A 24,035-nucleotide genomic window follows, 5' to 3' on the forward strand; every position below is an offset into this window, starting at 1 on the left:
ATCCGGTGTGGCAAAACCCTTTTTACGCAGTGGCAATCTAGATGACGTTCTTACATTGGGCGAAAATGGGCAACCTGTTTATGCGTTGGCGTCGCAGTTACGTGAGGCGTTGCGCCTCCAGCAACAGCCAGCCGTAGCGGATTGCCTAGCGATCCCGATCCCCAACGCACAAGGCGACCGCATTGACTGGTATGCGCCCATTGCTGGGCGGGCGATCTCCTGGCCGGCGGCTGATGACGAAGCCCGAGCGGCTGCCTTGCCGCTGTTGGAACATTTTCAGACCACCGCAGAAGCCATCAGTCTACGCGCTCGCCACAGCGGTAAAGCCAACCTGCAAATGTTTGCGACGCTGCTCAGCAAGGCCATGCAGTTCCCGGATCAGAACGCCGTTTTCCTGGTGGATGGCAAACCGGTGATCACCTTCTGGGGCTGCCTGAAAGCCGATGGCAAGATCAGCAACGCGCCTTTGGATTGCCTGCGCCCGAAAGATCGCCCTGCGCCCCCCATCGCCCCGCCAATTATTGAACCCATTGCTGAGCCCATTGCTGAACCGCAACCGCCCGCACCTTTGCCAACCACGGCGGATGACAAGCCTCACCATACCTGGTGGCTGCTGCTACTGCCTGCTGTTTTCATTCTGGCCGCCGCGATTTGGTTGTTGCTCCCTAAACCAACCCCTCAGCCAGCAATAAAAACGGTTGAGCCAGCCAAGGTACAACCCAAACCGGTTATTACTGCGGCCGCTCTACAGTTGCCATTAGGCTATGCGGAGGTACTTCCTCCGCCTATCCTCACGCCGGTAGTGGTCGATAAACTGGCGCTGACGTTACCCGCCGAAGCGGTAAAGGTCGGTTCTACCGCTTTCCTCAACGGCAAATGGCGCGTCACCTTGGCGATCAAGGATCCGCTCACCGGCAAACCGCCGAGCCTGCTATATCAGTTTAACCGTGGCAAGGGCACCGCCAGGATCGTACAGGGTGACAAAGTCACCTGCCGGGTCGAGGTCAACGCCGGCCTGATGCAGTCCGGCAATCTAGTGATCAACAGCCGTACCAAGGCCCGTTGCAGCGATGGTTCCCGTTATCAAATGCCGGAACTGGTGTGTAAGCAAGGTGAAGCTGGCGCCGCCGCAGAATGCAGCGGGCGTTATGGCAACAACGAAACGGTATTCCCTATGACGATCAAGCGCGAGAGTAAATAATGTTGGCGACCCCCATCGCATATCCGCAGCGCGTTACGCTGATACCCAACAGCGGGATCCAATTTCTGGACTTCTCCCTTACGCCGGTGTTGGACGCCGAGCGACCGGGCAAATTTGTCCGTCAGACTGCCAACGGCCCACTGCTGCGGCTGAACTATCATCAGGCCAAGGATCGCTATTTCCTGCCGGTGGCCCCCGGCGAACCGGCCGAAATGGTACGTCCGGAATTCAGCTTTCCTTTGGAGCAGTCATTGCGGCTGCTAGATCGTGTTTGGTTACCGCTGCCGTTCTTGCGCTTCAACCCGCCAAACAGTTTTCTCAGCGGGCCGGAGAACTGGGCGCGTATGCAAATCAGACGGTTGGAGCAGCCGGATCGGCAAGGCCATACGCTGCGCATCACGTTGGCATTTGACACCCAAACCTATCCAGCAGGGCATGAAAACCAACAGTTGGCGCCTAATCAGCAGGACATCGCCACCGGCCTGAGCTTTGCGCTAGCACACCAAAGCCATGATCTGGGTGATTTCCTCGATGCCACCTGGGTTGACGGCTGGCTACGCGAGGTATTTATCCAACAGGCCATCGCCCTGGAGCAGCGCCCGGAACGCAACATCAACGCTTCGCTACGTGAATTTGAATATCAGGCGCACTACCTTAACCTGCTGGAACTACTGGCCAGCCAGCTAAGCGTACCTAATATCACCCTAGGCCGCGATGTGCAGCAACCCGCAGTGAATGTGGATTTGATCCTCGATGTCGGCAACTCCCATACCTGCGGCATCCTGGTAGAAGATCACCCGGCGGAACGCAACGGCTTGAAACACAGCTATGAACTGCAACTGCGCGATCTCAGCGAACCGCATTATCTACACCAAGGCCTGTTTTCCAGCCGCACGGAGTTCGCGCCCGCCAACTTTGGCAAGGCGAATTACTCGTTTGAAAGTGGCCGCGACGATGCGTTTCTCTGGCCATCTCTTACCCGAGTCGGCCATGAAGCCTGCCGCTTGGCTCAGCAGCGGCAAGGCGATACGGCATCAACCGGCCTGTCCAGCCCACGGCGCTATCTGTGGGATGAGGAGAGTTACGGCCCCGGCTGGCGCTTCAACCGTACTGCAGAGCACAGCCTACAGGAGCCGCCTGCTATCGCGACGCCATTGGCTCAGTTGATCAATGACCAAGGCCAGCCGTTATCCAGCCTGCCACCGGAAGAACGCCTGCCGGTTTTCACCCCAAACTACAGCCGCAGTTCGCTGATGGCTCTGATGTTGAGCGAACTGTTGGCCCAGGCGCTGATGCAGATCAACAGCGTGGCTCAGCGCCTCTCTTTGCGTGACAGCGCGGCACCTCGCCGTTTGCGTAATATCATTCTGACCCTGCCTTCCGCCATGCCGGTACCGGAACGTGAAATCTTCCGTCAGCGGATGCATGAGGCGATCGCGCTAGTGTGGCAAGGCATGGGTTGGCATTCGGCAGATGAAAACTTGAACGGCATAGCCAGTTCGGTGCCGGTCCCCGCCGTGCAGATGGAGTGGGATGAGGCCACCTGCGGCCAGATGGTCTATCTGTATAACGAAATCCAGGTCAACTTCGCGGGTCAGGCTGAGGCGTTCTTTAGCGCCATGGCACGTCCGGACTCCGCTGAACCGGGGAAAACGCTGCGTATTGCTTCGGTGGATATCGGCGGCGGCACCACCGATTTGGCGATCACCCAGTACCGTCTGGAAGAGACGGCTGGCAATAACGTCAAGGTGACCCCGCATCTGTTATTCCGCGAAGGGTTCAAGGTGGCGGGCGATGACATTCTGCTGGAAGTGATCCGCCTGTATCTGCTGCCCGCCCTACAGGCCGAATTCAAATGCATCGGCGTGGCGGAACCGGCAGCCCTGATGGCCGAACTGTTTGGCCAGGACGAGAGCCCAGTGCTACAGCAACAAGTGACACTGCAACTTTTCATCCCGCTCGCTCAAGCGATCCTGGAACGCTATGAAAGCTTCACCCCGGTGCAGACTCGCAGCGAGATCGACGCCGTGCTGGGCGAACTGTTAACGCAAAGGCCTACCGATAACGTATTGAAATATATCAATGCTGCGGTACAACGCGGTTTACCGGCAGAGGCGGAACTTTTCGATGTTTTACAGACGCCACTGATCCTGCGGCTGAACCACTTGCACGCCGAATTCCTGGCACCGCGTATGGCGCTTACCCGCAATCTGCGGTTGTTGACTGAAGTGATCGCCCTGCACAACTGCGACGTGCTGCTGCTCACTGGCCGCCCTTCCCGTTTCCCCGGCATCCAGGCCCTGTTCCGGCAGCTACAGCCGGTGCCGATCAACCGCATCGTTTCGCTAGATGGTTATCACACCAGCGGCTGGTATCCTTTCAGCCAGCAAGGGCGGATCGATAATCCCAAATCTACTGCGGCGGTCGGTGCCATGCTGTGCCTGTTAGCGCTTGAGTTGCGCTTGCCGGGCGTTTACTTCAAAGCGGCCGATTTCCGCCCTTATTCAACCGTGCGTTATCTGGGGCGCCTGGACGCGGACAACCGCCTGCCTGCCAATCAGGTTTTCTATGCCGACCTCGATCTGGATACCCCTGATGGCGGTTTGGACAGCAACGTCAGCTTTGCCCTCAACGGTGCGTTGTGCCTGGGATTCCGCCAGTTGAATAACGAACACTGGCCCGCCGCCCCGCTGTTTACCCTGACGATTATCGATCCGCAACTGGCGCGTAACCTGGCTGGCGATAACCTGTTACGGGTTAAAATTGCCCCGCAGCCGAACTCTGCCGCTCACTGGAGCATCACTAGCGCCGAACTAGAAGACGGTAGCCCGGTGCCCACCGAACATCTGCAACTCAAATTGAATACGCTGATCGACAGTGCCACCGGGGCTACCCACTATTGGATCGACAGCGGGAGCGTTTTTGCATGAAGTCAGCCATTCCCCCAATCTCCCCGCTTAGCCAGCGCTGGCCGTTATTAAATCAAGGTATCGCTCAGGCGCTGGCCTGGGCGGATAATGCCCGCCTGCAGACGCCCCGTTTCGCACTGGAAGCGCCTACCTTGATGCTTAATCTACGCCGTTGCCGCATCCGGCTTCAACGGCTGGCGGTTGCTGCTACTCAACGCGGAGCACTGGGCTTTTATGGCCGTTCGCAAGCGGCAAAACATCATCTTATCGCCTCGCTAGCTACGGCCGAACCAGACTGCCTGGCGACTACCTTCCCCGGTAAAACGCTGGATTACCTGACGCATATCCGTCCGGGGCACACCGCCGTAGGGATAGCGATCCGCTTTAGCCACGCCGTACCTCAACAAGATCCTGATTATCCGGTGCAGCTTCAGTTGCTGACGCCGGCAGAGTTAGTGTGGATGCTGGCGCGTAGCAGTCATACGCAACAGACAATAGAAAAGACAGAGGTCGAAGAGCTCATCGCCTCTTTGACAAAACGTTGCCAACCTCAGGCAGTGCCAGGTATCGGTGCCGATGATATCGTCACTCTCTGGGATAGCTTGCGCAGCGCCGACCCACAGTTACAACATCGTTGGGACAGCGAATACTGGCCAAACGCCTTGGCCATCGCTCCCTATCTGTCTATTGACGACCGGGCGTTGCTGTTTGCTCCGCTATGGGGGAAAGCACCGGCATTAACCGCATGTTATCGCCGTCTGGCTTACCGCTTGGATCAACTGGAGGGCGCAGCAAGCGTGCTGGCTCCGCTCAGCCTGCTGACAGATGAAAATCAGCAGCCCAGCTACGGTATCCTGACGCCAGCAAACCTGGAAGAAACCAATGACAAGGTTCAGCTCAAACTCGATAACGGCGTGATGACGATGCCCTTGGCAGACCTCAGATTATTGACCGCAGAGTTGCTGATCCCTTTACAGAGCCACCCGGCCCATAGCGGCTTTGCGTTAACCGACTATCTGGATCTCCCTGCCTATAGGGCTGACGACGAGAGTCTGCAGCAGGCCAAGAGCCTCACGCTGCTGCGACGTTATAGCGACCAACAGGCTATGCAAGCCTTGATCGTCTGCCATGCTGCGGCCTGCCGTGAAGAAGCCACAATGGTCGGCCAGGCGCTGGATCATTGGGTACAACAACATCAGGAAGCCGATAGCCGTGGCCATCCCGATTTGATCTGGGCATTTACCCCGTGCGATCGGCGTTCGTCGGCCCATTTTGACCAAGCCGTCCAACGTTACGTTGGCCAACCCGGCGAGGTTTGGGGAACGCTACTGGCGATGAATGAAGATGAAGTCCGGCGTATGACCGACTACCTGCTCACGTCGGTGAATGTCGCAGCCCGCCATAACCGACTGCAACAACGTTTCGATCGTTATGAGCAAGAGTTACGGCATAACCTGCTTGGCCGCTGGTCCAACGTGGCAACAGAGGATAAAGCGCCCCTCGCCAAGGCTACGGTAAAAGCGTTGCAGGGCCGCACCACGCTGCATGGCGAACTGCTGGAACACCTGTTGCCAGACCGCAACGCCCTACTGCCACTCTTTTGCCAGCAGCAGCAAGATCGCCCACATAACGACGATCCTTTGGCGATCGAGCTAGATCTGTTTGACGAGCAACCTGCAGCGGCATCTCCGCTGGAGTCTGGTGCTAACGTGGTTTTGCAGGTGCAACAGCTATGGATCACCCAACTGCGTAATCTGGCCGATCATCGTGCGTTAATCGACCTGCTGGCGGTTGAAACAGCCACCTTGACCACGCTGGCCGATGAGTTGATCACCGCCAGTTTCCGGCTGGGTATCTGGCAACGCTTAGGGAATGCCCTGGCCGAACCGGGACTCGTGGGCCACAGCAGGGAAAATCACGTCGAGCGGCAAATCGCCTGTACCTTGACGGTGCTGGGGGATTTTGTTGCCTGGCTTGGCTTCCAGCTGCGTCCGCAGGCGCAACGGCCAGAAAGCCGCATTAACCGCGGCCATAAGATCTTTACCAAACCCAGCCAGAGCGCCGAGCTACGCATGACCGCATTACCTGTCGAGCCGATCAATAACACGGCGCTGTATATCTACGATTGGCTGGTGGGGTTATATCAATTAATCACTGAGAATGCGGGCTACGGCGGTGCGCAAGCGCTGAGTGAACAACAGCGTGAACGCTTGGGGAAAATTCTTCAGGGGATGGGTTAGTGCAACAACCTCTCTCCCAACGGGGAGAGAGGCACTTCAATTAAAAACGGTCGATCTGCACAATCTCATCAACCGGCAGCTTACCAATGCGCGGATAAGGTTGGCCGATGCCCTTGCCAATCGCCACCATCAGCGCAATCTGGTAGTGCTCTGGCTTATTGATGATCTTGCCCACGGCGTCAAAATCAAAGCCGTCCATTGGGCAAGAGTCATACCCTTGAGCCTTGGCTGCCAGCATCAACGTCTGAGCAAACAGGCCGCTGCTGCGCATCACTTCATCACGCTGTACCTGAGCCTTACCACGGTAATATTGGTCGACAGCAGGCAACATAAACTGTTGCACCGGTTCTGCCGCTTCACGCCAGATGTTTTTCACCTGGGATTCCCAACTGGACAGATCGCCACACAGCACAACCAGCATCGAGGCATCGGTCACCTGCGCCTGGCCCCAGGCCACCTCGCGGATATGCTCACGCTGGGCACGATCTTCGATCAGCAGCGGACGCCAATGTTGCAGGTTGAAAGCACTAGGGGTGTTTTGCAGGGCAATATTGAGCAGCGCCTTCTTCTCATCCAGCGTCATCACATGCTGGGTATCGAACTGTTTGGTCGCGCGGCGTTGCTCAATAGCGTCAAGTGTATGCATTACTTCATGTCCTTTGATTAAGTTAACCCGCTTATTGTCGCTTTTTCGCAGCCTCTGTCCACCGGGATTTGTGCTCCGTTTAGCTCAGGCATCCCCAGCCGCCGTCAAGTAAAATAGCAACGTCTATTTTCGCATTTTAACCTCCCCCCATCAGGCACAGATAAAAGCGTCAATAACATTCATTTTTATAATGAAACAATGGGCTGATATTTTAATTTTGAATAACAGAAACTGCTGCACAAGCGTTTTTATAGACAACCCCGGTTATTTGTAGGTAATCTGTATTACTGATGGTTCATGACAAGGGAGGTTAGTATGGAAAAAGAATCAAGGACGCTATTCGGTCATAAAACTCCGGCGATGGAGCAACTAGTCGAACAGCTTGAACAGGCTCTACGCGATAGTCCCTTAATACCCGAAGAAAAGCTGGCATTACTGATGCGGATTTGCATTTTATTATTCAGAGCCAATAAGACGGATAGCGCTGAGATGAAGGTTTCAGATGGTCGCATGCTCAAACTCACCCTTGAAAAATTACCCACCACTTCTCATTAATGCCTGTGGTGACTGTTCTTATGAAAGAGGTATGGACATGACCAAGACAAGCAACAATGTCATTAATGACCAAAATGAGTTGGTAGCCAAACTGGATCGACAACTCAATGAAAGCATTAACAATAGTCAACTTGAAACGCTAGAAGTATTATCGGTGGTTATGGAGCGTTTTTTCTCATTGTATGCGGAAAACGAAGGCCATATCGCCGAGGCGAAATTTACGGACTCAAGCGGCGAGCATTTTCGGTTTACGCTCGAACTTACGGTGCCCCCAGCGCCGCCACAGCGGCACTGATCGTGTTTTTAGCGAAGGTATGGACTACATAAGGAAGCGATATGTCTAATTTGATTTACGCAAGTATTAACGGCAAGAGACAGGGCCTAATCTCCGCCGGATGCTCATCGCTGGACTCTATTGGCAACCGGTGCCAGGCCGGCCATGAAAATCAGGTGCAGGTATTAGGCTTAAATCATAGCATCAGCCGCGAACAGAACGTCTCCCACCACCCGGTACATTTTATTAAGCCAATCGATAAGTCATCTCCGTTACTAGGTGTGGCAATAACGGAAAATGAACCGATAGACATCATTTTTTACTTTTACCGTGTCAATCCCGCTGGCCAGTTAGAGCTTTACTACGAAGTTAAATTGACTGACGCCACCCTTGTCGACATCACCTGTATCTACCCCCACTCCATCGATGAGGGTGACAAAATGCCGTTTGAAAAGGTGCAGGTAAAGTATAAGTCCATTAGCTGGAGCCATAAGAGCGCGGGCACTTCGGGTTATAGTATCTGGGATGACAGGGTTTACTGATTATCTAGGCCAGATACCCTCTTATGGGTGTCTGGTATTTTTTATTAACACAATTTTATATCTCTTACATATTCTGTCGGCGCATTCCAAGATTTTCTTGGGCAGGTTTTATAGCCGTTTGCTTTAAGGCTGTAGCCCACATAGAATGAAAAAAACAAACTAACTACTGCCCCTACCATAGCAAGCATGGCTAACCTACCAAATAGTTTATTGTTCACTTTTATCGGCATCCCTCTTAATTGAAAATAAAGCGGCACAGACAAAAAGTAAAGCAGAAGAGGAGTTGCAAACACAATCACCCCTACTCGCCACGAAAAAACGATGACATCACTTAATCTAAAGAAGTCAATATAGCCGTTTAAAGAAAGCCAACAAACCCAACATACAAGAAATAAAAGAAAACCCATAAAAACGCTATAAAACGGTCTGGTTACATCATCCATGACTGATTCTCCCTTGAGTGTTAAAAAAATACTTCTGCTAAACCGCCTCTCCTCGTGTGCTAAGAATTTTTACTTTTGACATAGCTTGATATCTTTTACATATTCATTAGGGAGCATCCAAGAGTTTTTTGAACAAACTTTATACCCCCTACCTTTCAGATCGTGACCGATATATATCGAAGAGAACAGACTAATTACAGCGCCAATCATAGCTAAAATAACCAATGAGTTGCCCAGTTTATTATTCGCTTTTATGGGTTTATTCATTATGGGAGAATAAAACACCACATATAAGAAATACAACATCAAAGGAGCGCCAAATATCATCAACCCAACTACCCAAGAAAAAATAACGATATCGCTTAATCTAAAAAAAGCGACATACCCACTTAAAGAAAGCCAACCGAGCCAGCATGTAAGCAACAAAAGAATAACTGCAAAAAATCCATGAATCGGTTTGGTTACATCATCCATGACTGAGTCTCCCCCAAGTATTGAAGAATTGGTCGGCATGATACGGTGAATTATGTGATTTATATGACTTCATGTTTTTAATTATTGATTCGCTTATTTTATATTTATTATCCAACCAGAATAAAGCAAAAGCAATTCCAACCCCAAATAAAAATATGCCACCTGCAATAATTAAAACGCTAGATCCTGTAAGCATAGCAGCTGTCGCTGTCGTTTTTAACCACCATGTAGCCCCAATTGACACCGCCAATTTAGCCATATCCATAGTTAAATTCACAAAGAAATCGGTTAGACCATATTCGTCTTTTAGCAACAACTCAACGGCACGGTAGGCAGCAGAAAATACGATGCAGAAGCGTGCTCCGTTAACAATGCCAGTTTCAATACCTCTGGTCCCGATGCCTATATCTAATATTCTCTGGTTATCAATCAGGTAGCGGGTAGCATTTAAATACCTTCTGATGCCAGGGTATCCCGACAACCGGATGTAGCGATTGCCATTTCTCCCCACGTACTCGGTTGCCGTTACGCCAAACCCTCTCAGCTCCATCGCGATCCTACCCACGGACAGTGACTCGGCGATATTGCCAGCAAAAGACGACATCGGGTCGGTGCAGGAAAACATCGCATCCTTCCACGACTGGTTGGCATTGGGATCGCATAAGGTTTTTAAGAAATACTGTGCCTCCTCTACCGTGAGCAAGGCATACATGTTCTCATCTTTCATTTCGTTGAGCTGAGCATGCAGCTTTTGATAGTTGATATCCGCGTGTTGCCGCTTAAAATCAAGGTGATCTTGCAGGCGATAATCATCTTCAACAAAAGTTTGCGAAACCGGATCGTATCTCATAAGCCTTCAGTCCCTCGATTTAGCCTAAGTCAGCACAGTATATAAGCTTGCCTGTCACAATCCCATAAATTTCTCTCATCATTGAGAGAGGCGTCAGATTTTTTAATCTTCGAGGGAATTACGTTGTGTGGATGGGGTAAAGTGCAACAGGACGGAGAATAACGATCGGCAATCGAAGCAATAATCGCCTAATTACATTTATGAAGTGAATGAATAAAGTTTAGTTAAATTGATAAACTCTATCCCGCATCTGAGCCTGGGTTCGGTACGAGGTAATCATCATGGCAAGTAACGATAACTGATTCAGCTTATATCGCATGGTGTTCAGTATTCAGTGCCGGGATACGTGGGAGCGCAATATGTGCCCCCACGATGGTACCTACTTCATCGTTTTGGCATCGTTATTGACATATACCTGATGGCGTTTGTGCATTTCCAGCGCGTCATTGTAGTTGTTATACAAGGTCTGATAGCGTTCCGCACAGTAAACGACCAGCAACGGCAACAATGCACAAAGGTATAGCGGGATAAATTGCGCAGTGTTCTGCAATGCCGCAAACACCAGGCAGATCGCAATAGCCCACAGCTGCGAAGCCAGCAGCCAGAGCAGACCACGTTGCCAACGCGTCAGCTTGCCGGTGAACGCCCAGGGAGCAGCAGGCGCAGAGTTGACATCCAGCGTACCATTGAGTAACTCCCCAAACAGCACATAACGTCGTGTCCGGCAGGCAAACGCCAGCATAAACAGCGTCACCGCCCCCATCAAGATCATAAACGCGACGATAAAGGCAGGATCGGCATAGCCGGGAGCCAGGCTAAATGCGGGCTTACGGGCAATCGGCAAGACCAGGGCGAAATTGGTTAGCAAATTCAATAGCAAATCTTCGGCCACCAATCTTGGCAAGCGGCGCTGCCGAGGGCGATAGCTTTCGGGCTCACTGTAGGACTTCAAGGCCAGCAGGATATTAAATGGAGTTGATTTGCCTAGCTGAACCACCATCAAGGCTGGCAGCACCAAGACACCAAGCAGCACAATCAAGGGATAATGCCAGTCTGGGCCGCACAACCATATCAGTCCGCTCAGTGCCGCCGCCAGACACAGTATGATCAAAGAAGCCCAGCCAGGCTGGTACAGCAATTTCGCCATCCCTGCTGTTTTACGCTCTTTATACTGGCCCACGACCGCTTGCGGGTTTTTAAACACCCGCAAGGTAAATACGCTGTACGCCCAGTAACCTTGACCATCGCGCATCATGCTCCAGACAATCGACAGACAGATCGCCCCCAATCCTGCAATCATCTCCGGCAGAGTAATGTCAATGACGTTGCGGATCAATGACGAGGTCAGAATAGCGGAGACCAACACCACGGGGATCACGGCTCCTCGCATGTATCTTTGGCTGAAAGTAGTCAATGTTGGCATCATATCGCCCTTATCCCGCATGCTTAACGCTGCTGCCAACGATATGGTAATAGTGTTGGATATGGTAATCCTCGTCAGCCCCGTAGTGCTCCGCCAACAGGTGGCTGAGGATTTTCTTGTTGCTGATCTCCAGGTAGCGGCGATGTCCCATCAGGGCCCACCGATCCATACTTTCACGCCAGCGCACGGTATGGATAAGGTGCAACGCCAGGTTTTCCTTGATCTGCGCCACGCTATATTCCGCCTTGCCACTGCTGTTCATGATCAGCGGGCAAACCGGCGCAGAAAATGGCAGGTCGGCCAATGCCTGGCGCATCTGTGCCACTCCATCATGCATCAACGGTGTATGCCAGGCGCCATTGACGCCCAACTTGATGGTATTTACCCCGTGGCGCGCCAGATGATTAACCAGGATTTTAACTGCGGTCAGTTCCCCTCCTACCACTTGCTGTTGGTGCCCGTTGTCACAGCACACGTTGAGTACGGTTCCCAACCCAAGATTGTCGATCTGCTCGCGCAGCGCATCATGGCTGTAGGGCTTGACCACATACATCGCCCCTTTGCGCTGTTCGGCCAGGTTTTGCATGATGGTCGCGCGCAGCGTGATCGCGCGGAACAACGTCTCCAGATCCATCACCCCGGCGGCATACAGCGCGCTATATTCACCTGCGCTATGCCCGGCGTAACCGGTTTCCAACACGGGAGTCCGTTCGCGTAACAACGTCAGCATGGCGGCGTTAACGGTGGTGACGGCTAACTGCTGATAAAGGGTTTTGGTCAGGCGTGTCATCGGCCCTTTCTGGCATAGCTTGCGTACATCCAGCCCGGAAACATCGCTGGCACAATCCCACACCGCCTTGGTGCACGGTGAAACATCACAGACATCGCTGCCCATACCGATCGCCGGGGATCCTTGTCCTGGGAAAATCATTATCCAACCGTCCGCGACGTGAGTTGCGGCCGGTGTATTACCAATTGATTCGCATACCTGCATAGATATTTCCTTTTTCTCCGAAGGTGCCAAACTCACTCTCTTTACTGCCGAAGCTGGCGGCAACGCCGGTATAAGCCTCAATGTTGTTTTTGAGCGGCGTGCTCAGGTGTAGATTCAGCACGTTGCTGCCATCCACCAGGTTGACCATGCCGGAGACCGACCAGTCGACACTGCCAACTAGCTCTTTATTGGTGCGCGTATAGAGGGTGAGGTAGTGTTTGCCGAGCAGGTCGCCGCCCCGCCCAACGTTATCGGTTTCTGCCGCCATCATGCGGGAGTACTGCTGATAGGCGTTACGGATATCCGCCATGAACGATGGCGGTAGCGGTGGCAATGACTGCCCGTAACCCCCATTAACGAAGCGAATGGTGTCGACGTTGTCCTGCCACTCACTGCGGCTGTAGCCCTGGCTCTGACCATAATATTCCGCGCCGTATTCGCTTTGGTCGCCAGTGGTGTAACGCAGGCCAACGCCGATATCCGCTTGCACACCATTGGCGCGCATTTTGAACGGCTCCTGCACATTGGCAAGTTGGCGCATGGCACGTGCGGAAGCCATGTCCAGATGACGCCAGGTCTGCCCATGGGAAATCGCCCCCTCAACGCTGAGGATCAGCATATCCGTCAGGTTGCCACTAGTACCTAACGCCACGGTTTTCCGATCGCCAGCCAGTAGCGAAAAAGTCGGGTTGAACGCCTTCAGTCCGGTCGCGGTGTAACTGGCATAGTATCTGTCGGTACTGTTGGTACGCAGGATCGCGTCCCATTCCGAAGCGGCTTCCTGACGCTGGTTGTTGCGCTTGAGGCGCGGAAAGGCCGCTAACGTGAAGGTCCCTTCATTACGGTACCATGAGCTGCTGATGCCATACGCCCCTTCATCGTAGAAGTTGCGCCCGCGCTCCCCCAGGCCAAACACTCGCACGCTACGCATATTGCTGCTGATATTGCGCAGCAGGTCGAGCGGCGCAACCGAGAACAGATAACCACTGGTTTTACGTACCTTACCGGCATCGATGTACCCACTGTCGCTGACCGCCCAACTGGCCGTGGCCTCGTTGAGTATGCCCAGCCCCTGGCGGCGTTGATCCTCCAGAACTCCCGGCTGACGTGCCTGGATAGCGTACTCACCGCTGGCCTGCGCCTTGACGCTGAGGGTTTCGGTCAACGTGCAGCGCGCCACGCCGGAAAGGTACAGATTGGCAATAGCGTTGTTACGAAATGCCGGGTCGTCAAACTGCCATAATGAGTCCGAGGAATGGGACGATATCCCCTCCATGCCTGCGTAACCGCGCTGGATAAGACAGTCAACCGCCCAACTGCTGCTACTATAGGCGCCCACCAGCAGCAGAACCCCGCTAATCGGGGATCGCCTGCTTGCCATCAACCGTTCAACCTCAGCAGATACTCTTTCTGGAAGTTGCTTTCCGGCAACGATTCCAACCGGATGTCGCTGTAACGCATGGTGGTGTAGTTATCCTTGCGCAGCGCGTCTTCCACCACAATGGTAGTTGGCCGCATCTGGCCCAGAACCTGTTGATAATCGCGATAGTACGAACGCTTGATCGGCACACCGTCGGCGGAAAGGAAATCGGCCCGGCTAGGGAAACCGGTGTCTTTTTCTACCCAGTAACTGATCGCTGGATAAGTGACATAAGGCCAACGGCGCTGTAACGAAAGTTTGTAGCAGATCGTCTGGCCACAGGCCTCTTCACCCACCAGCCGGGAGATATAGGAGTAATCAAAGTCTGCGGCAACCACGTCACCGTTAGAGATCTGCCCCACCAGGCGTTGCTGGCGGGAAATGGGGATCGGGCGCCGCAGGTCTGGTGCGTAATACCACATTTTGTCCAGATCGGAGAGCAAGGCTTTACCTTTGTCACGTACCGGGGAGATAAAGCGCACCAGCGCACGCGCATCCCCTTTCTCTACCTGCTCCGAAGGCTTATAGAAGCGCATGGAAATATCCAGCACCTGCTGGTTCTCCGTGACATCACGCCCTCCCTTATGCTCCAGCAGTGTCAGCGTATAGCGGAAAGGCCGGTCGGGTGCCCTCACGCGATCGGCACGACGGATAATCTCACGGGCCTGCTGATCTTCCTGGGTCAGGCTGTTCAGTTGATGACGATCCAACGGTTCTGCCGCCTGGGCCACCCCCGACAGACCCAGTAAAACCAGGCATCCAGCTAATTGATATTTCATGGGAACGGTCCTTGTTTATGGGGCTATATATCCAGCATCATGCCAAGATCGGCAATAAGGGTGCTGCCACGTATCGCACTCGACTGGTCAGAGACCAGAAATGCGGTAATGTTGGCCACCTCTTCCGGCTCCACCTTCCAGCGGCGCGGCGCGTTATTCCAACGTTCGAACATTGTTGACCACAGCTCGTCCAGGTACGGCAGCATATCGGTGTTCACCACCCCGGCGCAGATGCCGTTGACCCGGATATTGCGGTCATACAGTTCCACCTCCAGGTAGCTCACCAGATTTTCCAGTGCCGATTTAGCGATGCCGAGCGGGTATTTTTCCAATACGCGCTGGCTGCCTAGACTGGAAATCACGCAGATCGTACCGCCCTGAGGCATCATCGGTACTACTTCCTGTACGCAGGCGGTGTTGCCGATCAGGTTGGTATTGAGCAACAGCTTCCAGTCGCTGCGCGTCATGTCCATAAAGGCTTTGAACGGCGCGGCGGCGGCATTCAGCACCAGATGATCGATACGTTCGATCCCCTGCTGTCTGAGCTTTTTCACCATGTCACTGATATCGCGCGGTTCGGCGATATCCGCTTTGGCCAAGGTCACCTTCACGCGGGTTTCTGCTGCCACAAAGCGTTGCAGGTTGGCCGCACTTTTCCCCTGATCCTTGCGGTAGTTGAGGATCAGGTCATAGCCCTCTTGCGCCAGTTTTTCGGCGATCGCCATACCAATGCCACGGCCTGCGCCGGTAATGAGTACGGTTTGTCCCTTTGACATATCTCTTCTCTCCCTGAGGGTTTAAACAAAGCGGAATGCTTGCGCTATAACCAATTTCGATGCCCGGCGTGCCGCTGGGTAGACCCCGACAAGGCTTGATAATCACTCAAATGCAGAGCAACGCCCTGGCCTGGTTGCTTCTTGAGGCTCAGGCAACCGACCCGCTCAACGCTAAACTGACTGTTGGCGGGGATCGGCCCCCGTTTGCTGGATGAAGGAAAGTGTTCGGCCTCAGAGAAAACCAACACCGGGAAGCTGCGGAATTGGCCACAGATGATGACGTTATCGGCCATATTACTGTTCAGGCAGTCCTGCGCCATCCGCAACGCACTCAGCAAGCCGTTACGCTCACCGCGCAATTTGCAGGTGAAATCCTTGATGCCGTAATCCCGCACGATACCTTTGGGCAGAATATCGACGCTCAACGAGTCTCGCCAGCTGTTGACCCCTTCAAATACCGATATCCCCCCAGAAATCACAATAAATCAACGCATTACGCTCATTGCGCAGGCGAAACTCCCCCTTGCTCCCCAACTGTGCCACCGCCTGAGCGCAGGCCGCACTCATGTCGTTCAGCCAGCCACGATAATTGGCTTTACGCAGCGCCTCTTCAGGCAGCATTTCACTGTCAATGCCGAAACGACGGAACAACCACTGGTCGCTGCCCGCTTTGGCATTGGCTTGTTTATGCAACCAGGCTTCCCATACGTTGTACCAGCTGGGAAAAAAACGGTGCATCGGCGTGCAGGGTTCCAGCAGGGAAAACCCCACCAGATTGATGGCCGCCGCCGGTATCACTTGTTTAACCGTGTTCATCAGCATCCTCTCTGTTAGCGGAGATCACCATGGCGATGGCCGAACCATCGAGCCCGATGCCAGACTTGAGGATGTGCTGCCGCTTCAGTGCCAACGGTGGGCTATCGGCATGAACATGAATTTGCAGACTGTCGTTAATCGGGTAACGCGTGGTCAGCGCCAGCAGACGACGTTGTTGTAGTGCATCCGCCGCCAGCATCAGGTCCAGCAAACCACAGCAGCTCTCCATGTAACCGACCTGCCCCTTGTAACTGACTACCGGAACACCGCCTTTCCCCCAGACTTTTTGCAGCGCCATAGCTTCTGCCTTGTCGCTGGCAATCACCCCATTGGCATGAGGGAAAACGCAGGCAATATCTTGCGCGGTGAGCCCGGCTTCCAGCAGTGCGCGCTCAAACGTCTGGGCAATAGTGCGGAAATCCGCCGTGAAGGAACTGCTGCCCCTGGCACCACTGCTCTGGCAAAACACTGAGCTGCGCAAATTGACGGGCGCAGTAAAGCTGCGTTGACGAGCGTGTTGCTCGCTTTCAACGATCAGCGCCACAACACCGTTGGTGGGTAGAATGCAGCTGTTATGGCTGCTAAACGGTTGTGAACCCTCTTCCCCCAGCATGTCCTGGCCACCCAGGAAGACAATGTCCTGCGTCAGCGTTTCAAACCAGCCAACGACCAGCACCAAATCAACCTCATTGGCAGCAATGGCCGAGTGGGCCAAATGGACCGCTGCTAAAGAAGAGTTGCTGGCACAATAAAGCGAAACCGGTGGCCAACTAAGCTGATAGCTCTGCGCCAGTTGCCACGCCAGCCGATCCTGACCGTAACTCTTGGCATGCAGCCGTTTGATTTTTGGGAATAACCGCAGTTCTTCCTGGTCGTTGCGATCCTGATACCCCATAAAATCAGCAATGTCGGGCCGTTCACCATGGCCAACCAGATAAACCCGAACCCGCTTTCCCTGCAATTGATCCGTTGTCATCCTAGCTCCGGCAAGCGCCTGATTGATAACCGGCTGCAGGCGGGTCAACATCGTACCGGCCGGCAGAGGGTCAGCAACATGGTGCGGGTTGCAACTCAAACGTAGATCCTGCCATTCGCTTTCGGTGGCAAACCAGGGCTGTGTGCTGGCCAACCTGCTTTCGCTCAGCCCCTTGATCAGCGCCGGAAAATCCGGCGCATAAGCACTGGTGACGCCCCAACCACTCAGGACGACATTCTGGATCACGCCATACCCCTCAGCACCACGGCATAGTGATTGCCGCCTTCCGTTGCACCGAGCACCAGAGCGTTACGGACGGTTTTCTTCAGCGGTTGAGTGACAAAGGCGATATCCTCCGCACAGAAGTTTTCGGTGTAAGGGATCGGCAGGATTTCACCCCGCTTCATAATCTCCGTGACCACCGCGATATTGAGGATACCAACGCAGGACTCCACCAAACCAAACCAGGCGTTGTAGTTAACAAACGGCAGGTTACGGCGAGCTTCACCGAAGGCGCTACGGATCGCCCCAATCTCAACGGCATCACGGGCGGCGGTACCATCACTGGTGCCACAGATCAGATCCACCTCTTCCGGTGCCATGTTGGCTTCGTGCAATGCCTGACGAATGGCCACCGCCATGGACTCGATGCGGGCTGGCATATCATCCTTGGCAAAGTAACAGCCATCGCTGGATTTGCCATAGCCGACAATTTCGGCGTGAATGTGGGCCCCACGATCCTGTGCATGCTGTAAATCTTCAATCAGCAGCATGCCCGAACCTTCACCTGGGATATAGCCTGTGCCGTCCTTGCTGTAGATCTGGAAATCAGCCGGGTCGCGTGTCAGCAGCAGATCGCTGTTCAGCGCCTGCAGACAGATGACGAAGGTGTTCATATTTTCATCCGCCCCCCCTACAATCATCTGCGTTTGCAGATCCTGGCGGACCAACTCGTAGCCGTAAGTCAAAGCACCCAATCCGGCATTGATACCTGTGGCCAGTGAGGTGTTATAGCCCTTGATCCCTTCGGAAATGGAACAGAACGTCGAAATGGCATTCATCAGCGCACCTGGAAACTCGGAGGTCCGCACTTTGGTTGGGTCTGGGAACAGGCTTTGCAGGTAACGATCCACCGTCGAATGCGGCCCTTTGGACATGCCAAGGATCATGCCAATCGTCTGGCCATCCCGTTTGATCTTACGCCCGGCGTCGTTCATGGCTTGGGTAAGAGCCAGTAACGCAAAGGTACTGATGGTATTGGCTTTACGCGGATCAAAGCGGCGTAGTGTCTTACGGGCATCCAACCCTTGCACCTGATGCACCCCGCCCGGTTTGTTCAGCTCGTATTCCACATCCTGTGCGCCGAAGCGGTTACTCATGTAGTTAGCCACACCCTGGTTTTTCAGCATGACATTGAGTAATTCACGAAATCCATGGCGCGTATCGTCATCAAGCTCCGGTGAGAAAAGTTGTGACAGTGGCTCCTGCGCCCACATTTTTTCCAGCATGGTTTGCAAGGTGTGGCCCACGGAGCTGACCGCCCCCATGCCGGTGATCGCGACGCGTTTGGGCTGATAATGCGTTACCGGACTCTGCTCTGGCTTGACGCTGGCAATCACACAGCAGTTGTTACCGCCAAAGGCATAGTTGTTCTTCATGAACATCTTGACTTCGGCTTCCTGGAACTCGTTGGGCACGTAGTTGAGATCGCAGTTTGCTCGCGGCGTAGTGAAGTTGAGCGTTGGCAGGATCTTGTTTTCCGGCAAGGTCAGGAAGCAGGCGGTCAGCTCAATAATCCCGGCGGCGCCGATGTTGTGTCCCACATAAGCCTTGGTTGAACTCACCGGAATAGCCATGATATTCGGGAAGACCTTCTTCATGGCCAGCGTTTCGCAGCGATCGTTAGCGTCCGTGCCGGTACCGTGGGCGTTGATATAATCAATATCCTGCGGCCCGATCTCGGCATTCTGCATCGCATGGCGCATCACCTGTACCGCCCCTTCGGCCCGTGGGTCTGGAGCTGTCTCGTGATAGGCATCGCAAGAGGTGGCGTAAGAGACCATCTCACCATAGATCGTCGCGCCACGAGCGACGGCATGTTCGTACTCCTCCAGCAACAAAGCGCCAGCACCTTCACCAACCGACATTCCTGGTGCACCGGAGAACGGGCTGGACGGCGTACGTTTCATGGCATGGAGCGCGTAAAATCCGGCAAAGGTCGGCAGATAGACAGGCTCGGTGCCAACTACCAGCACCGTGGCATTCTTGCTGTTCTGGATCAGGTCATAACCTATCCCCATCGCATTGGTACTGGCCGTACAGGCGGTAGCGACTAGTTCAAAGCCCCCTTTCAACCCCAGCAGTGAAGAGACAATGGCGCTACAGGAAGAAAAACTGCCGGAGATCATGGCCTTCTTCAACGAGAAGCGCTCCGTCTGGCGTTCGATCAATGGCATAAAGGGCTCGGTACCGGCAGAGGAAACGCCGATGATCAGCCCGGTTTTATCCCGTAGTTCTCCGCGTGGTAACTGCCCTTGCTGCAAAGCCTCATGGCCAACCTTATAGGCCCACAATGAAGCATTATCCAATGAGGCTACGATATCAGCCGGGAGGTCGGGCCAACTCAGAGGCTGTAATACCTCGGAGGCGTTCGCATCCTCGAACCATTCCAGGTACTTTTTGCTGGGCTTGATCCCGCAGGTTTTATTCAGCAGTGCCTGTTTGAACTCGGCAACGTTAGTGGCAATGGAAGAGAGGTGACCCATACCGGTGATCACCACTCGTTTACGCGTGACTGTCATAGTGTCTTCCGTGTCAGCAAACCAGAAATCAAATGTGAGTGCGCCATGCTGCCATGGCGCAAAATAACGTGATGCTTTAGGGGGTGTTTGGCTTACTCGTTCTCTTCCCTCAGCTTTTGCCATTCAAGCTGTTGCAGTAGATTGCGTGGGCGCGAGCTGTCGACATAACTGTGTTCAGAAGGATTAATCAGGAAGTGTAGTTACGGGCGAAAGGCACCGCCGACGTAGTCACCGCCACCGGGCCATTAGCCGTTACCACGTGATAGCCATCAATGTCTGCCCAAGCCCAGGCGTCGGTCAGGAACAAACGGCCCAGACAGGCTTGCAGGTCTGCCGAGTAATCGCAGACGATCACTTCACCGATGCAGTTACCGTCAAACATCACTTTGTCGCCACGCTGCGGGATGGCGTCCGATTTCCCGGCAATGCTCATCCCCACGATACGGTGGCTGCTGCCCTGCTCTACGCGTTCGCTCAAACTCGCCAGGCCGGTGAAGGCTTCTTTGTCGTAACGCACTGCCCACTGCATTTGTAAAGCAATCGGGCAACCGGTGTAGGCGTTGAACATGCCTGGTTCCCAGCAAGGGTTTTCCAGGCGTACTTTCCGCTGGTAGTTCAGCCCGCCGGTACGCATGTCGTACCTTTCGCCAGCCTCCAGCATCTGGGTCCAAACATTGGCCAGCAGATCCTGTGGCCCCATCAGTTTGTAAGAGTATTCACCATGCTTGCCGCTGCGCAGCAGGATCAGATCGTCCGCAACGTGCATGTGCTCCTGGTATGGCAGGCCAATCACGTCCATCCCATAAACTTCAGCCAACAGTTCCCAGGCGTACGGCCCTTCAAAGTGCAACATTCCCCACTCTGGCGTCAGCGATTCGATCGAGTCGATATCCTCAAACTCGTCTTCATTGCCTGCCAGCTTGGCACGCAGCATCTCGCACAGCGTTTCACCGCTGACCCACTCCGACAGCAACAGAAAACGTTCGTCATCACAGGCGATATACAGGTCGGTAATGATATTGCCTGCGTCATCGAGGATCAGGCTGTACATGGCTTGCTCATCCCGGATCGATGAAACATCGCCGGAAACCAGCTGGTTGAGCAACGACCAGGCGCTGTCACCATTGATGGCCGCGATGCCAAAATGGGAGTAGTCGGACAGCAGTATGTGTTGACGTACCGCCTTGTGCTCCTCCTCCGCAGCAAAATAACTAAGGGGAATAGCAACGCCGTTACGCTCCCCCATTACCGCCCCATTCTGCTGATGAATGTCAGTGAGTTTGGTCATTCCTTGTCCGCTCCTGTTGCTGATCCGTTGGTGGTTTCCCCCTGCTTGGCGATAACAAACGAAGTCAGGGTGTTGACGCTACGCATGTAGGAAGGATCGTCACCTTCTGTCACACGGATGCCGAAGATTTCATCGAGCAACACGACGACCTCGGTGGCATCCACCGAATCCAGCTTCAACCCACTACCAAACAGCGGTGTGTCATCGTCAATCTGATTGACTCTCTGATAGAGGTTCAGGCGTTCTATTAGCCCCGTTTTGATTTTCTCCAGCACAGACTTGCGCTGTTCAATCCTTTCAATAAGCGCGATGTTGCTCATAGCGGCATTACTCCCTGTTAGTTAAACGTACATACCTTTGCCTTCAGCCAGAATGCGATCGGTACGAAAATTGACGATCCGCCCGACGCACGCCACATTCCGGCCAACCCGCGCCTCCACTTCGTAGTGGTGGAACCCGTTCATATCGGCGAACGCCAGGCGGCTGTTGACTTCAATGGTGTCGCCTGGCGCGACCATGCTTTTGTACTTGACGTCCTGAGAGGCCAGCACGCCCAACACGCGCGCCCGCTCGGCTATCACTCGTGCCGTGCCCTCTGGCGTCTGCAACGCCCGTGATACCTCATCAAATTTCTTCAACGGTTGCTGGGTTTCACGCTCATGCAACTGGCAGAAATCGTTCAGCAAACTCAGATATTCACTAGACTGGCCGAAGATCTCGGCGATCATCACGCCAGGCATTACCGGGTTGTCTGGAAAATGCCCCGGAATATAGGATTCATTAAAGGTGACGTGCTTGATCACGGTAATCGAGCCCCTTTCTCCCGGTGAAAAGTCCACGATGCGGTCAACCATAAATATCGGTGCACGCCAGGACCCCATTTTCAGCAGCAGATTGGGCTGGACTAAACTCTTGTTATAATTAGCCATACAACATTCCTGTCGGTTAACGCATCACCAGGCCGCCATCGGCCACCAAAGTCTGACCAACGATATAGCTGGATGCGTCTGAACTTAAGAAAGCCACCACGTTGGCGATCTCGTCGACACGACCAAGACGTTTCAACGGAATAGCGGACATGACGTTGCGCACGATCTGGCGCGGCACTTTTTTCACCATTCTGGATTCAATCATCCCCGGTGCCACGGCATTGACGCGGATCCCCTTCGAGGCCATTTCGCTGGCCAAGGTGCGGGTGAGGCCAATAATGCCAGCCTTGGCAGCGCTATAATTGCTCTGGCCAAAGCTGGAGGTGATACCGGATATCGAAGATATATTCACCACCGTTGAATTGCGGGCATGGCGCAATAATGGCAGCAGCCGTTTGGTCATGGTAAAGGTGCCGTACAGATTAACCTTGATAACCTGATCAAACTCTTCATACGTCAGTGCGGAAAATACGTTGTCTTTGTAGATCCCGGCATTATTAATCAGCACATGTACCTCATGAGCCTGTTTCTCGAGCTCATCGGCCAGTCTGGAAGTCTCACTAACATCGGCAACATTGCACTGCAGGATATGCAGATTATCACCTTGCGGATGAGAGGTTTTTAATTTTTCCAGACCGCTATTGTCATGATGGTAAATAGCGAAAACCTTAGCCTGTTGCTCAAGATATTTCTCACAAATAGCTAAGCCAATATCACCACTGGCGCCGGTGACAACCACATTTTTACCCCCGATATCGGGATAGTGAAACATAGATATCCCCTTATTTTATAATTAACCCAATTCCGCTGCGGCAATGGCATGTGACTGACAGTGAGAAATGCTCAGCGTGGCATGAGTCAATTTTTTTCCTGCATCAATCTCGCAAACTCACCGCTAAAAAAATAATAAGGGCAACCCAACTCATCGTGTCTGATTTCGATGTTGTGGAATAGGATCCCCAAACGGAACCCGGTGCCAAGAGCCTTCACGGCAGCTTCTTTGGCTGCCCAGAAGCCAGCCAGTCGTTCGACATTTGCGGCCAAATCCCCCAGTGCCTGCTGCTCTGCCGGGGTTAACAAACGCTGTGCCAGCCGATTGCCACTTCGCGTTAATGCGGTGTTTACCCGTGCGATCTCAATAATATCCACACCAAGATTCATCCTAACTGACTCCCATCGTCAAATCCATTGAAGCAGCTTCGTGTGAAAGCGACATAATACGCAGATACAATATGGCAATAATGGCGGAACCTATAACGCAATAAAATTGCAATAGGGAATTGTCTGCATTGCTTAACGAGAATGTTATCGCGAAATGTTTAAAACAATCAATAAAACCTCAGTAAAAAACACCATCAACAAATAAAATAGAACATTATTCTAATTATTAAGCCAAGATTCAGAATAAAAACCCATAACGACATTTTGGCTGGTCGGATATGTCATTTTTTATTAATTAACCGGAATTTATTTTTGCAAGAATAATCCCACCCATTGGGATTATTCAAAATAATAACAGATTAAATTCAGGTTAATTCAAGAAATAACCTAATTTAAAGTATTTTTACCTTTCATACTATTTAAAAAATGGCCATTATGAAACTTTCATTCCCGCTAATTTATCTGGATGATCGATAAATGTCGGAGAGTTTTGCATCATGTCCTGCATTGCGTTGACGCATAATTTTTAAACAGAAAG

24 protein-coding genes are annotated in these 24,035 nt (G+C 53.2%); 6 read left to right on the forward strand and 18 right to left on the reverse strand.

The genetic code is table 11. The features are described 5' to 3' along the window. Window positions 1-7 precede the first annotated feature (7 nt). From AC6HVW_RS12885 to AC6HVW_RS12895, 3 genes are read left to right on the forward strand one after another with little or no spacing between them, the layout of a single operon-like run. The gene (locus AC6HVW_RS12885; RefSeq protein WP_071683510.1) at window positions 8-1,201 is read left to right on the forward strand and encodes an SrfA family protein; all 1,194 of its coding nucleotides are present in this window, start codon (window positions 8-10) and stop codon (window positions 1,199-1,201) included. Further along, on the forward strand, window positions 1,201-4,131 hold the full coding sequence (locus tag AC6HVW_RS12890; RefSeq protein ID WP_071683509.1) for a virulence factor SrfB: 2,931 nt from the start codon (window positions 1,201-1,203) through the stop codon (window positions 4,129-4,131). The genes AC6HVW_RS12885 and AC6HVW_RS12890 overlap by 1 nt, the downstream gene beginning before the upstream one ends. Then, window positions 4,128-6,350, forward strand: a complete 2,223-nt coding sequence (locus tag AC6HVW_RS12895; RefSeq protein WP_071683508.1) for a virulence factor SrfC family protein — start codon at window positions 4,128-4,130, stop codon at window positions 6,348-6,350. The genes AC6HVW_RS12890 and AC6HVW_RS12895 overlap by 4 nt, the downstream gene beginning before the upstream one ends. A gap of 40 nt (window positions 6,351-6,390) precedes the next feature. On the opposite strand, the gene AC6HVW_RS12900 is transcribed toward AC6HVW_RS12895, so the two are convergent. After that, entirely contained in the window at window positions 6,391-6,996 is a 606-nt protein-coding gene (locus tag AC6HVW_RS12900; RefSeq protein WP_024530294.1) for a nitroreductase family protein, read from the reverse strand. 315 nt (window positions 6,997-7,311) lie between these two features. On the opposite strand from AC6HVW_RS12900, the gene AC6HVW_RS12905 reads away from it, so the two are divergent. Genes AC6HVW_RS12905 through AC6HVW_RS12915 form a run of 3 tightly spaced genes read left to right on the forward strand, consistent with a single transcriptional unit; the run spans window position 7,312 to window position 8,367 of the window. After that, window positions 7,312-7,551, forward strand: a complete 240-nt coding sequence (locus AC6HVW_RS12905; protein WP_024530295.1) for a hypothetical protein — start codon at window positions 7,312-7,314, stop codon at window positions 7,549-7,551. Between the two features lie 37 nt (window positions 7,552-7,588). Next, window positions 7,589-7,846, forward strand: coding sequence for a hypothetical protein (locus AC6HVW_RS12910; RefSeq protein WP_094981397.1), 258 nt, complete (start codon window positions 7,589-7,591; stop codon window positions 7,844-7,846). 41 nt (window positions 7,847-7,887) lie between these two features. Beyond that, a complete protein-coding gene (locus AC6HVW_RS12915) occupies window positions 7,888-8,367 on the forward strand; it encodes an Hcp family type VI secretion system effector (RefSeq protein ID WP_094981255.1) in 480 nt (159 codons plus the stop codon). Between the two features lie 44 nt (window positions 8,368-8,411). Here the strand turns inward: AC6HVW_RS12915 and AC6HVW_RS12920 are convergent, their stop codons facing one another. The 17 genes from AC6HVW_RS12920 to acpS all read right to left on the reverse strand — a co-directional run bounded on the left by AC6HVW_RS12920 (window position 8,412) and on the right by acpS (window position 23,497). Beyond that, window positions 8,412-8,810, reverse strand: coding sequence for a DUF1240 domain-containing protein (locus tag AC6HVW_RS12920; RefSeq protein WP_179251601.1), 399 nt, complete (start codon window positions 8,808-8,810; stop codon window positions 8,412-8,414). 69 nt (window positions 8,811-8,879) lie between these two features. Next, on the reverse strand, window positions 8,880-9,284 hold the full coding sequence (locus AC6HVW_RS12925; RefSeq protein ID WP_094981256.1) for a DUF1240 domain-containing protein: 405 nt from the start codon (window positions 9,282-9,284) through the stop codon (window positions 8,880-8,882). After that, window positions 9,277-10,134, reverse strand: coding sequence for a hypothetical protein (locus AC6HVW_RS12930; protein ID WP_094981257.1), 858 nt, complete (start codon window positions 10,132-10,134; stop codon window positions 9,277-9,279). The genes AC6HVW_RS12925 and AC6HVW_RS12930 overlap by 8 nt, the downstream gene beginning before the upstream one ends. 379 nt (window positions 10,135-10,513) lie before the next feature. Further along, window positions 10,514-11,560 (reverse strand): YcdU family protein, encoded by a 1,047-nt coding sequence (locus AC6HVW_RS12935; RefSeq protein ID WP_186486966.1) that lies wholly within the window; start codon window positions 11,558-11,560, stop codon window positions 10,514-10,516. Between the two features lie 7 nt (window positions 11,561-11,567). Next, window positions 11,568-12,488, reverse strand: coding sequence for an ACP S-malonyltransferase (locus AC6HVW_RS12940; protein ID WP_497569472.1), 921 nt, complete (start codon window positions 12,486-12,488; stop codon window positions 11,568-11,570). 37 nt (window positions 12,489-12,525) lie between these two features. Further along, window positions 12,526-13,932 carry a hypothetical protein gene (locus AC6HVW_RS12945; RefSeq protein WP_071683502.1) on the reverse strand — a complete coding sequence of 469 codons (1,407 nt, stop codon included), beginning with the start codon at window positions 13,930-13,932 and terminating at the stop codon, window positions 12,526-12,528. Continuing rightward, window positions 13,932-14,750 (reverse strand): outer membrane lipoprotein-sorting protein, encoded by an 819-nt coding sequence (locus AC6HVW_RS12950; protein WP_186486969.1) that lies wholly within the window; start codon window positions 14,748-14,750, stop codon window positions 13,932-13,934. Before AC6HVW_RS12950 ends, AC6HVW_RS12945 begins: the two co-directional genes overlap by 1 nt. Window positions 14,751-14,773: 23 nt before the next feature. Beyond that, a complete protein-coding gene (locus AC6HVW_RS12955) occupies window positions 14,774-15,526 on the reverse strand; it encodes an SDR family oxidoreductase (RefSeq protein ID WP_071683500.1) in 753 nt (250 codons plus the stop codon). Window positions 15,527-15,570: 44 nt separating this feature from the next. Next, the gene (locus tag AC6HVW_RS12960; protein WP_186486970.1) at window positions 15,571-15,951 is read right to left on the reverse strand and encodes a hypothetical protein; all 381 of its coding nucleotides are present in this window, start codon (window positions 15,949-15,951) and stop codon (window positions 15,571-15,573) included. A gap of 25 nt (window positions 15,952-15,976) precedes the next feature. Further along, the gene (locus AC6HVW_RS12965) at window positions 15,977-16,342 is read right to left on the reverse strand and encodes a hypothetical protein (protein ID WP_186486971.1); all 366 of its coding nucleotides are present in this window, start codon (window positions 16,340-16,342) and stop codon (window positions 15,977-15,979) included. Beyond that, window positions 16,329-17,564: a beta-ketoacyl synthase N-terminal-like domain-containing protein gene (locus tag AC6HVW_RS12970; RefSeq protein ID WP_186486972.1), complete on the reverse strand. Its 1,236-nt coding sequence runs from the start codon at window positions 17,562-17,564 to the stop codon at window positions 16,329-16,331. The genes AC6HVW_RS12965 and AC6HVW_RS12970 overlap by 14 nt, the downstream gene beginning before the upstream one ends. Beyond that, window positions 17,561-20,119, reverse strand: coding sequence for a beta-ketoacyl-[acyl-carrier-protein] synthase family protein (locus tag AC6HVW_RS12975; RefSeq protein ID WP_186486973.1), 2,559 nt, complete (start codon window positions 20,117-20,119; stop codon window positions 17,561-17,563). The genes AC6HVW_RS12970 and AC6HVW_RS12975 overlap by 4 nt, the downstream gene beginning before the upstream one ends. A 187-nt stretch (window positions 20,120-20,306) precedes the next feature. Beyond that, window positions 20,307-21,407: an aminomethyl transferase family protein gene (locus AC6HVW_RS12980; RefSeq protein WP_497569473.1), complete on the reverse strand. Its 1,101-nt coding sequence runs from the start codon at window positions 21,405-21,407 to the stop codon at window positions 20,307-20,309. Further along, window positions 21,404-21,727: an acyl carrier protein gene (locus AC6HVW_RS12985; RefSeq protein ID WP_021806447.1), complete on the reverse strand. Its 324-nt coding sequence runs from the start codon at window positions 21,725-21,727 to the stop codon at window positions 21,404-21,406. Before AC6HVW_RS12985 ends, AC6HVW_RS12980 begins: the two co-directional genes overlap by 4 nt. 21 nt (window positions 21,728-21,748) lie before the next feature. Continuing rightward, window positions 21,749-22,336, reverse strand: a complete 588-nt coding sequence (locus AC6HVW_RS12990) for a 3-hydroxyacyl-ACP dehydratase FabZ family protein (protein WP_021806448.1) — start codon at window positions 22,334-22,336, stop codon at window positions 21,749-21,751. Window positions 22,337-22,352: 16 nt separating this feature from the next. Then, the gene (locus AC6HVW_RS12995; protein ID WP_186486975.1) at window positions 22,353-23,108 is read right to left on the reverse strand and encodes an SDR family oxidoreductase; all 756 of its coding nucleotides are present in this window, start codon (window positions 23,106-23,108) and stop codon (window positions 22,353-22,355) included. Window positions 23,109-23,194: 86 nt separating this feature from the next. Next, window positions 23,195-23,497, reverse strand: coding sequence for a holo-ACP synthase (gene acpS, locus AC6HVW_RS13000; RefSeq protein WP_261397482.1), 303 nt, complete (start codon window positions 23,495-23,497; stop codon window positions 23,195-23,197). Between the last annotated feature and the right edge of the window lie 538 nt (window positions 23,498-24,035).

The sequence above is a fragment of the Serratia sp. NCCP-200 genome, assembly GCF_059697885.1.

Coding starts and splice junctions, on each gene's coding strand:
- AC6HVW_RS12890 (WP_071683509.1), top strand. CDS start 1,201: ATGTTGGCGACCCCCATCGCATATCCGCAGCGCGTTACGCTGATACCC.
- AC6HVW_RS12895 (WP_071683508.1), top strand. CDS start 4,128: ATGAAGTCAGCCATTCCCCCAATCTCCCCGCTTAGCCAGCGCTGGCCG.
- AC6HVW_RS12900 (WP_024530294.1), bottom strand. CDS start 6,996: ATGCATACACTTGACGCTATTGAGCAACGCCGCGCGACCAAACAGTTC.
- AC6HVW_RS12905 (WP_024530295.1), top strand. CDS start 7,312: ATGGAAAAAGAATCAAGGACGCTATTCGGTCATAAAACTCCGGCGATG.
- AC6HVW_RS12910 (WP_094981397.1), top strand. CDS start 7,589: ATGACCAAGACAAGCAACAATGTCATTAATGACCAAAATGAGTTGGTA.
- AC6HVW_RS12915 (WP_094981255.1), top strand. CDS start 7,888: ATGTCTAATTTGATTTACGCAAGTATTAACGGCAAGAGACAGGGCCTA.
- AC6HVW_RS12920 (WP_179251601.1), bottom strand. CDS start 8,810: ATGGATGATGTAACCAGACCGTTTTATAGCGTTTTTATGGGTTTTCTT.
- AC6HVW_RS12925 (WP_094981256.1), bottom strand. CDS start 9,284: ATGGATGATGTAACCAAACCGATTCATGGATTTTTTGCAGTTATTCTT.
- AC6HVW_RS12930 (WP_094981257.1), bottom strand. CDS start 10,134: ATGAGATACGATCCGGTTTCGCAAACTTTTGTTGAAGATGATTATCGC.
- AC6HVW_RS12935 (WP_186486966.1), bottom strand. CDS start 11,560: ATGATGCCAACATTGACTACTTTCAGCCAAAGATACATGCGAGGAGCC.
- AC6HVW_RS12940 (WP_497569472.1), bottom strand. CDS start 12,488: ATGATTTTCCCAGGACAAGGATCCCCGGCGATCGGTATGGGCAGCGAT.
- AC6HVW_RS12945 (WP_071683502.1), bottom strand. CDS start 13,932: ATGGCAAGCAGGCGATCCCCGATTAGCGGGGTTCTGCTGCTGGTGGGC.
- AC6HVW_RS12950 (WP_186486969.1), bottom strand. CDS start 14,750: ATGAAATATCAATTAGCTGGATGCCTGGTTTTACTGGGTCTGTCGGGG.
- AC6HVW_RS12955 (WP_071683500.1), bottom strand. CDS start 15,526: ATGTCAAAGGGACAAACCGTACTCATTACCGGCGCAGGCCGTGGCATT.
- AC6HVW_RS12965 (WP_186486971.1), bottom strand. CDS start 16,342: ATGAACACGGTTAAACAAGTGATACCGGCGGCGGCCATCAATCTGGTG.
- AC6HVW_RS12975 (WP_186486973.1), bottom strand. CDS start 20,119: ATGACAGTCACGCGTAAACGAGTGGTGATCACCGGTATGGGTCACCTC.
- AC6HVW_RS12980 (WP_497569473.1), bottom strand. CDS start 21,407: ATGACCAAACTCACTGACATTCATCAGCAGAATGGGGCGGTAATGGGG.
- AC6HVW_RS12985 (WP_021806447.1), bottom strand. CDS start 21,727: ATGAGCAACATCGCGCTTATTGAAAGGATTGAACAGCGCAAGTCTGTG.
- AC6HVW_RS12990 (WP_021806448.1), bottom strand. CDS start 22,336: ATGGCTAATTATAACAAGAGTTTAGTCCAGCCCAATCTGCTGCTGAAA.
- AC6HVW_RS12995 (WP_186486975.1), bottom strand. CDS start 23,108: ATGTTTCACTATCCCGATATCGGGGGTAAAAATGTGGTTGTCACCGGC.
- acpS (WP_261397482.1), bottom strand. CDS start 23,497: ATGAATCTTGGTGTGGATATTATTGAGATCGCACGGGTAAACACCGCA.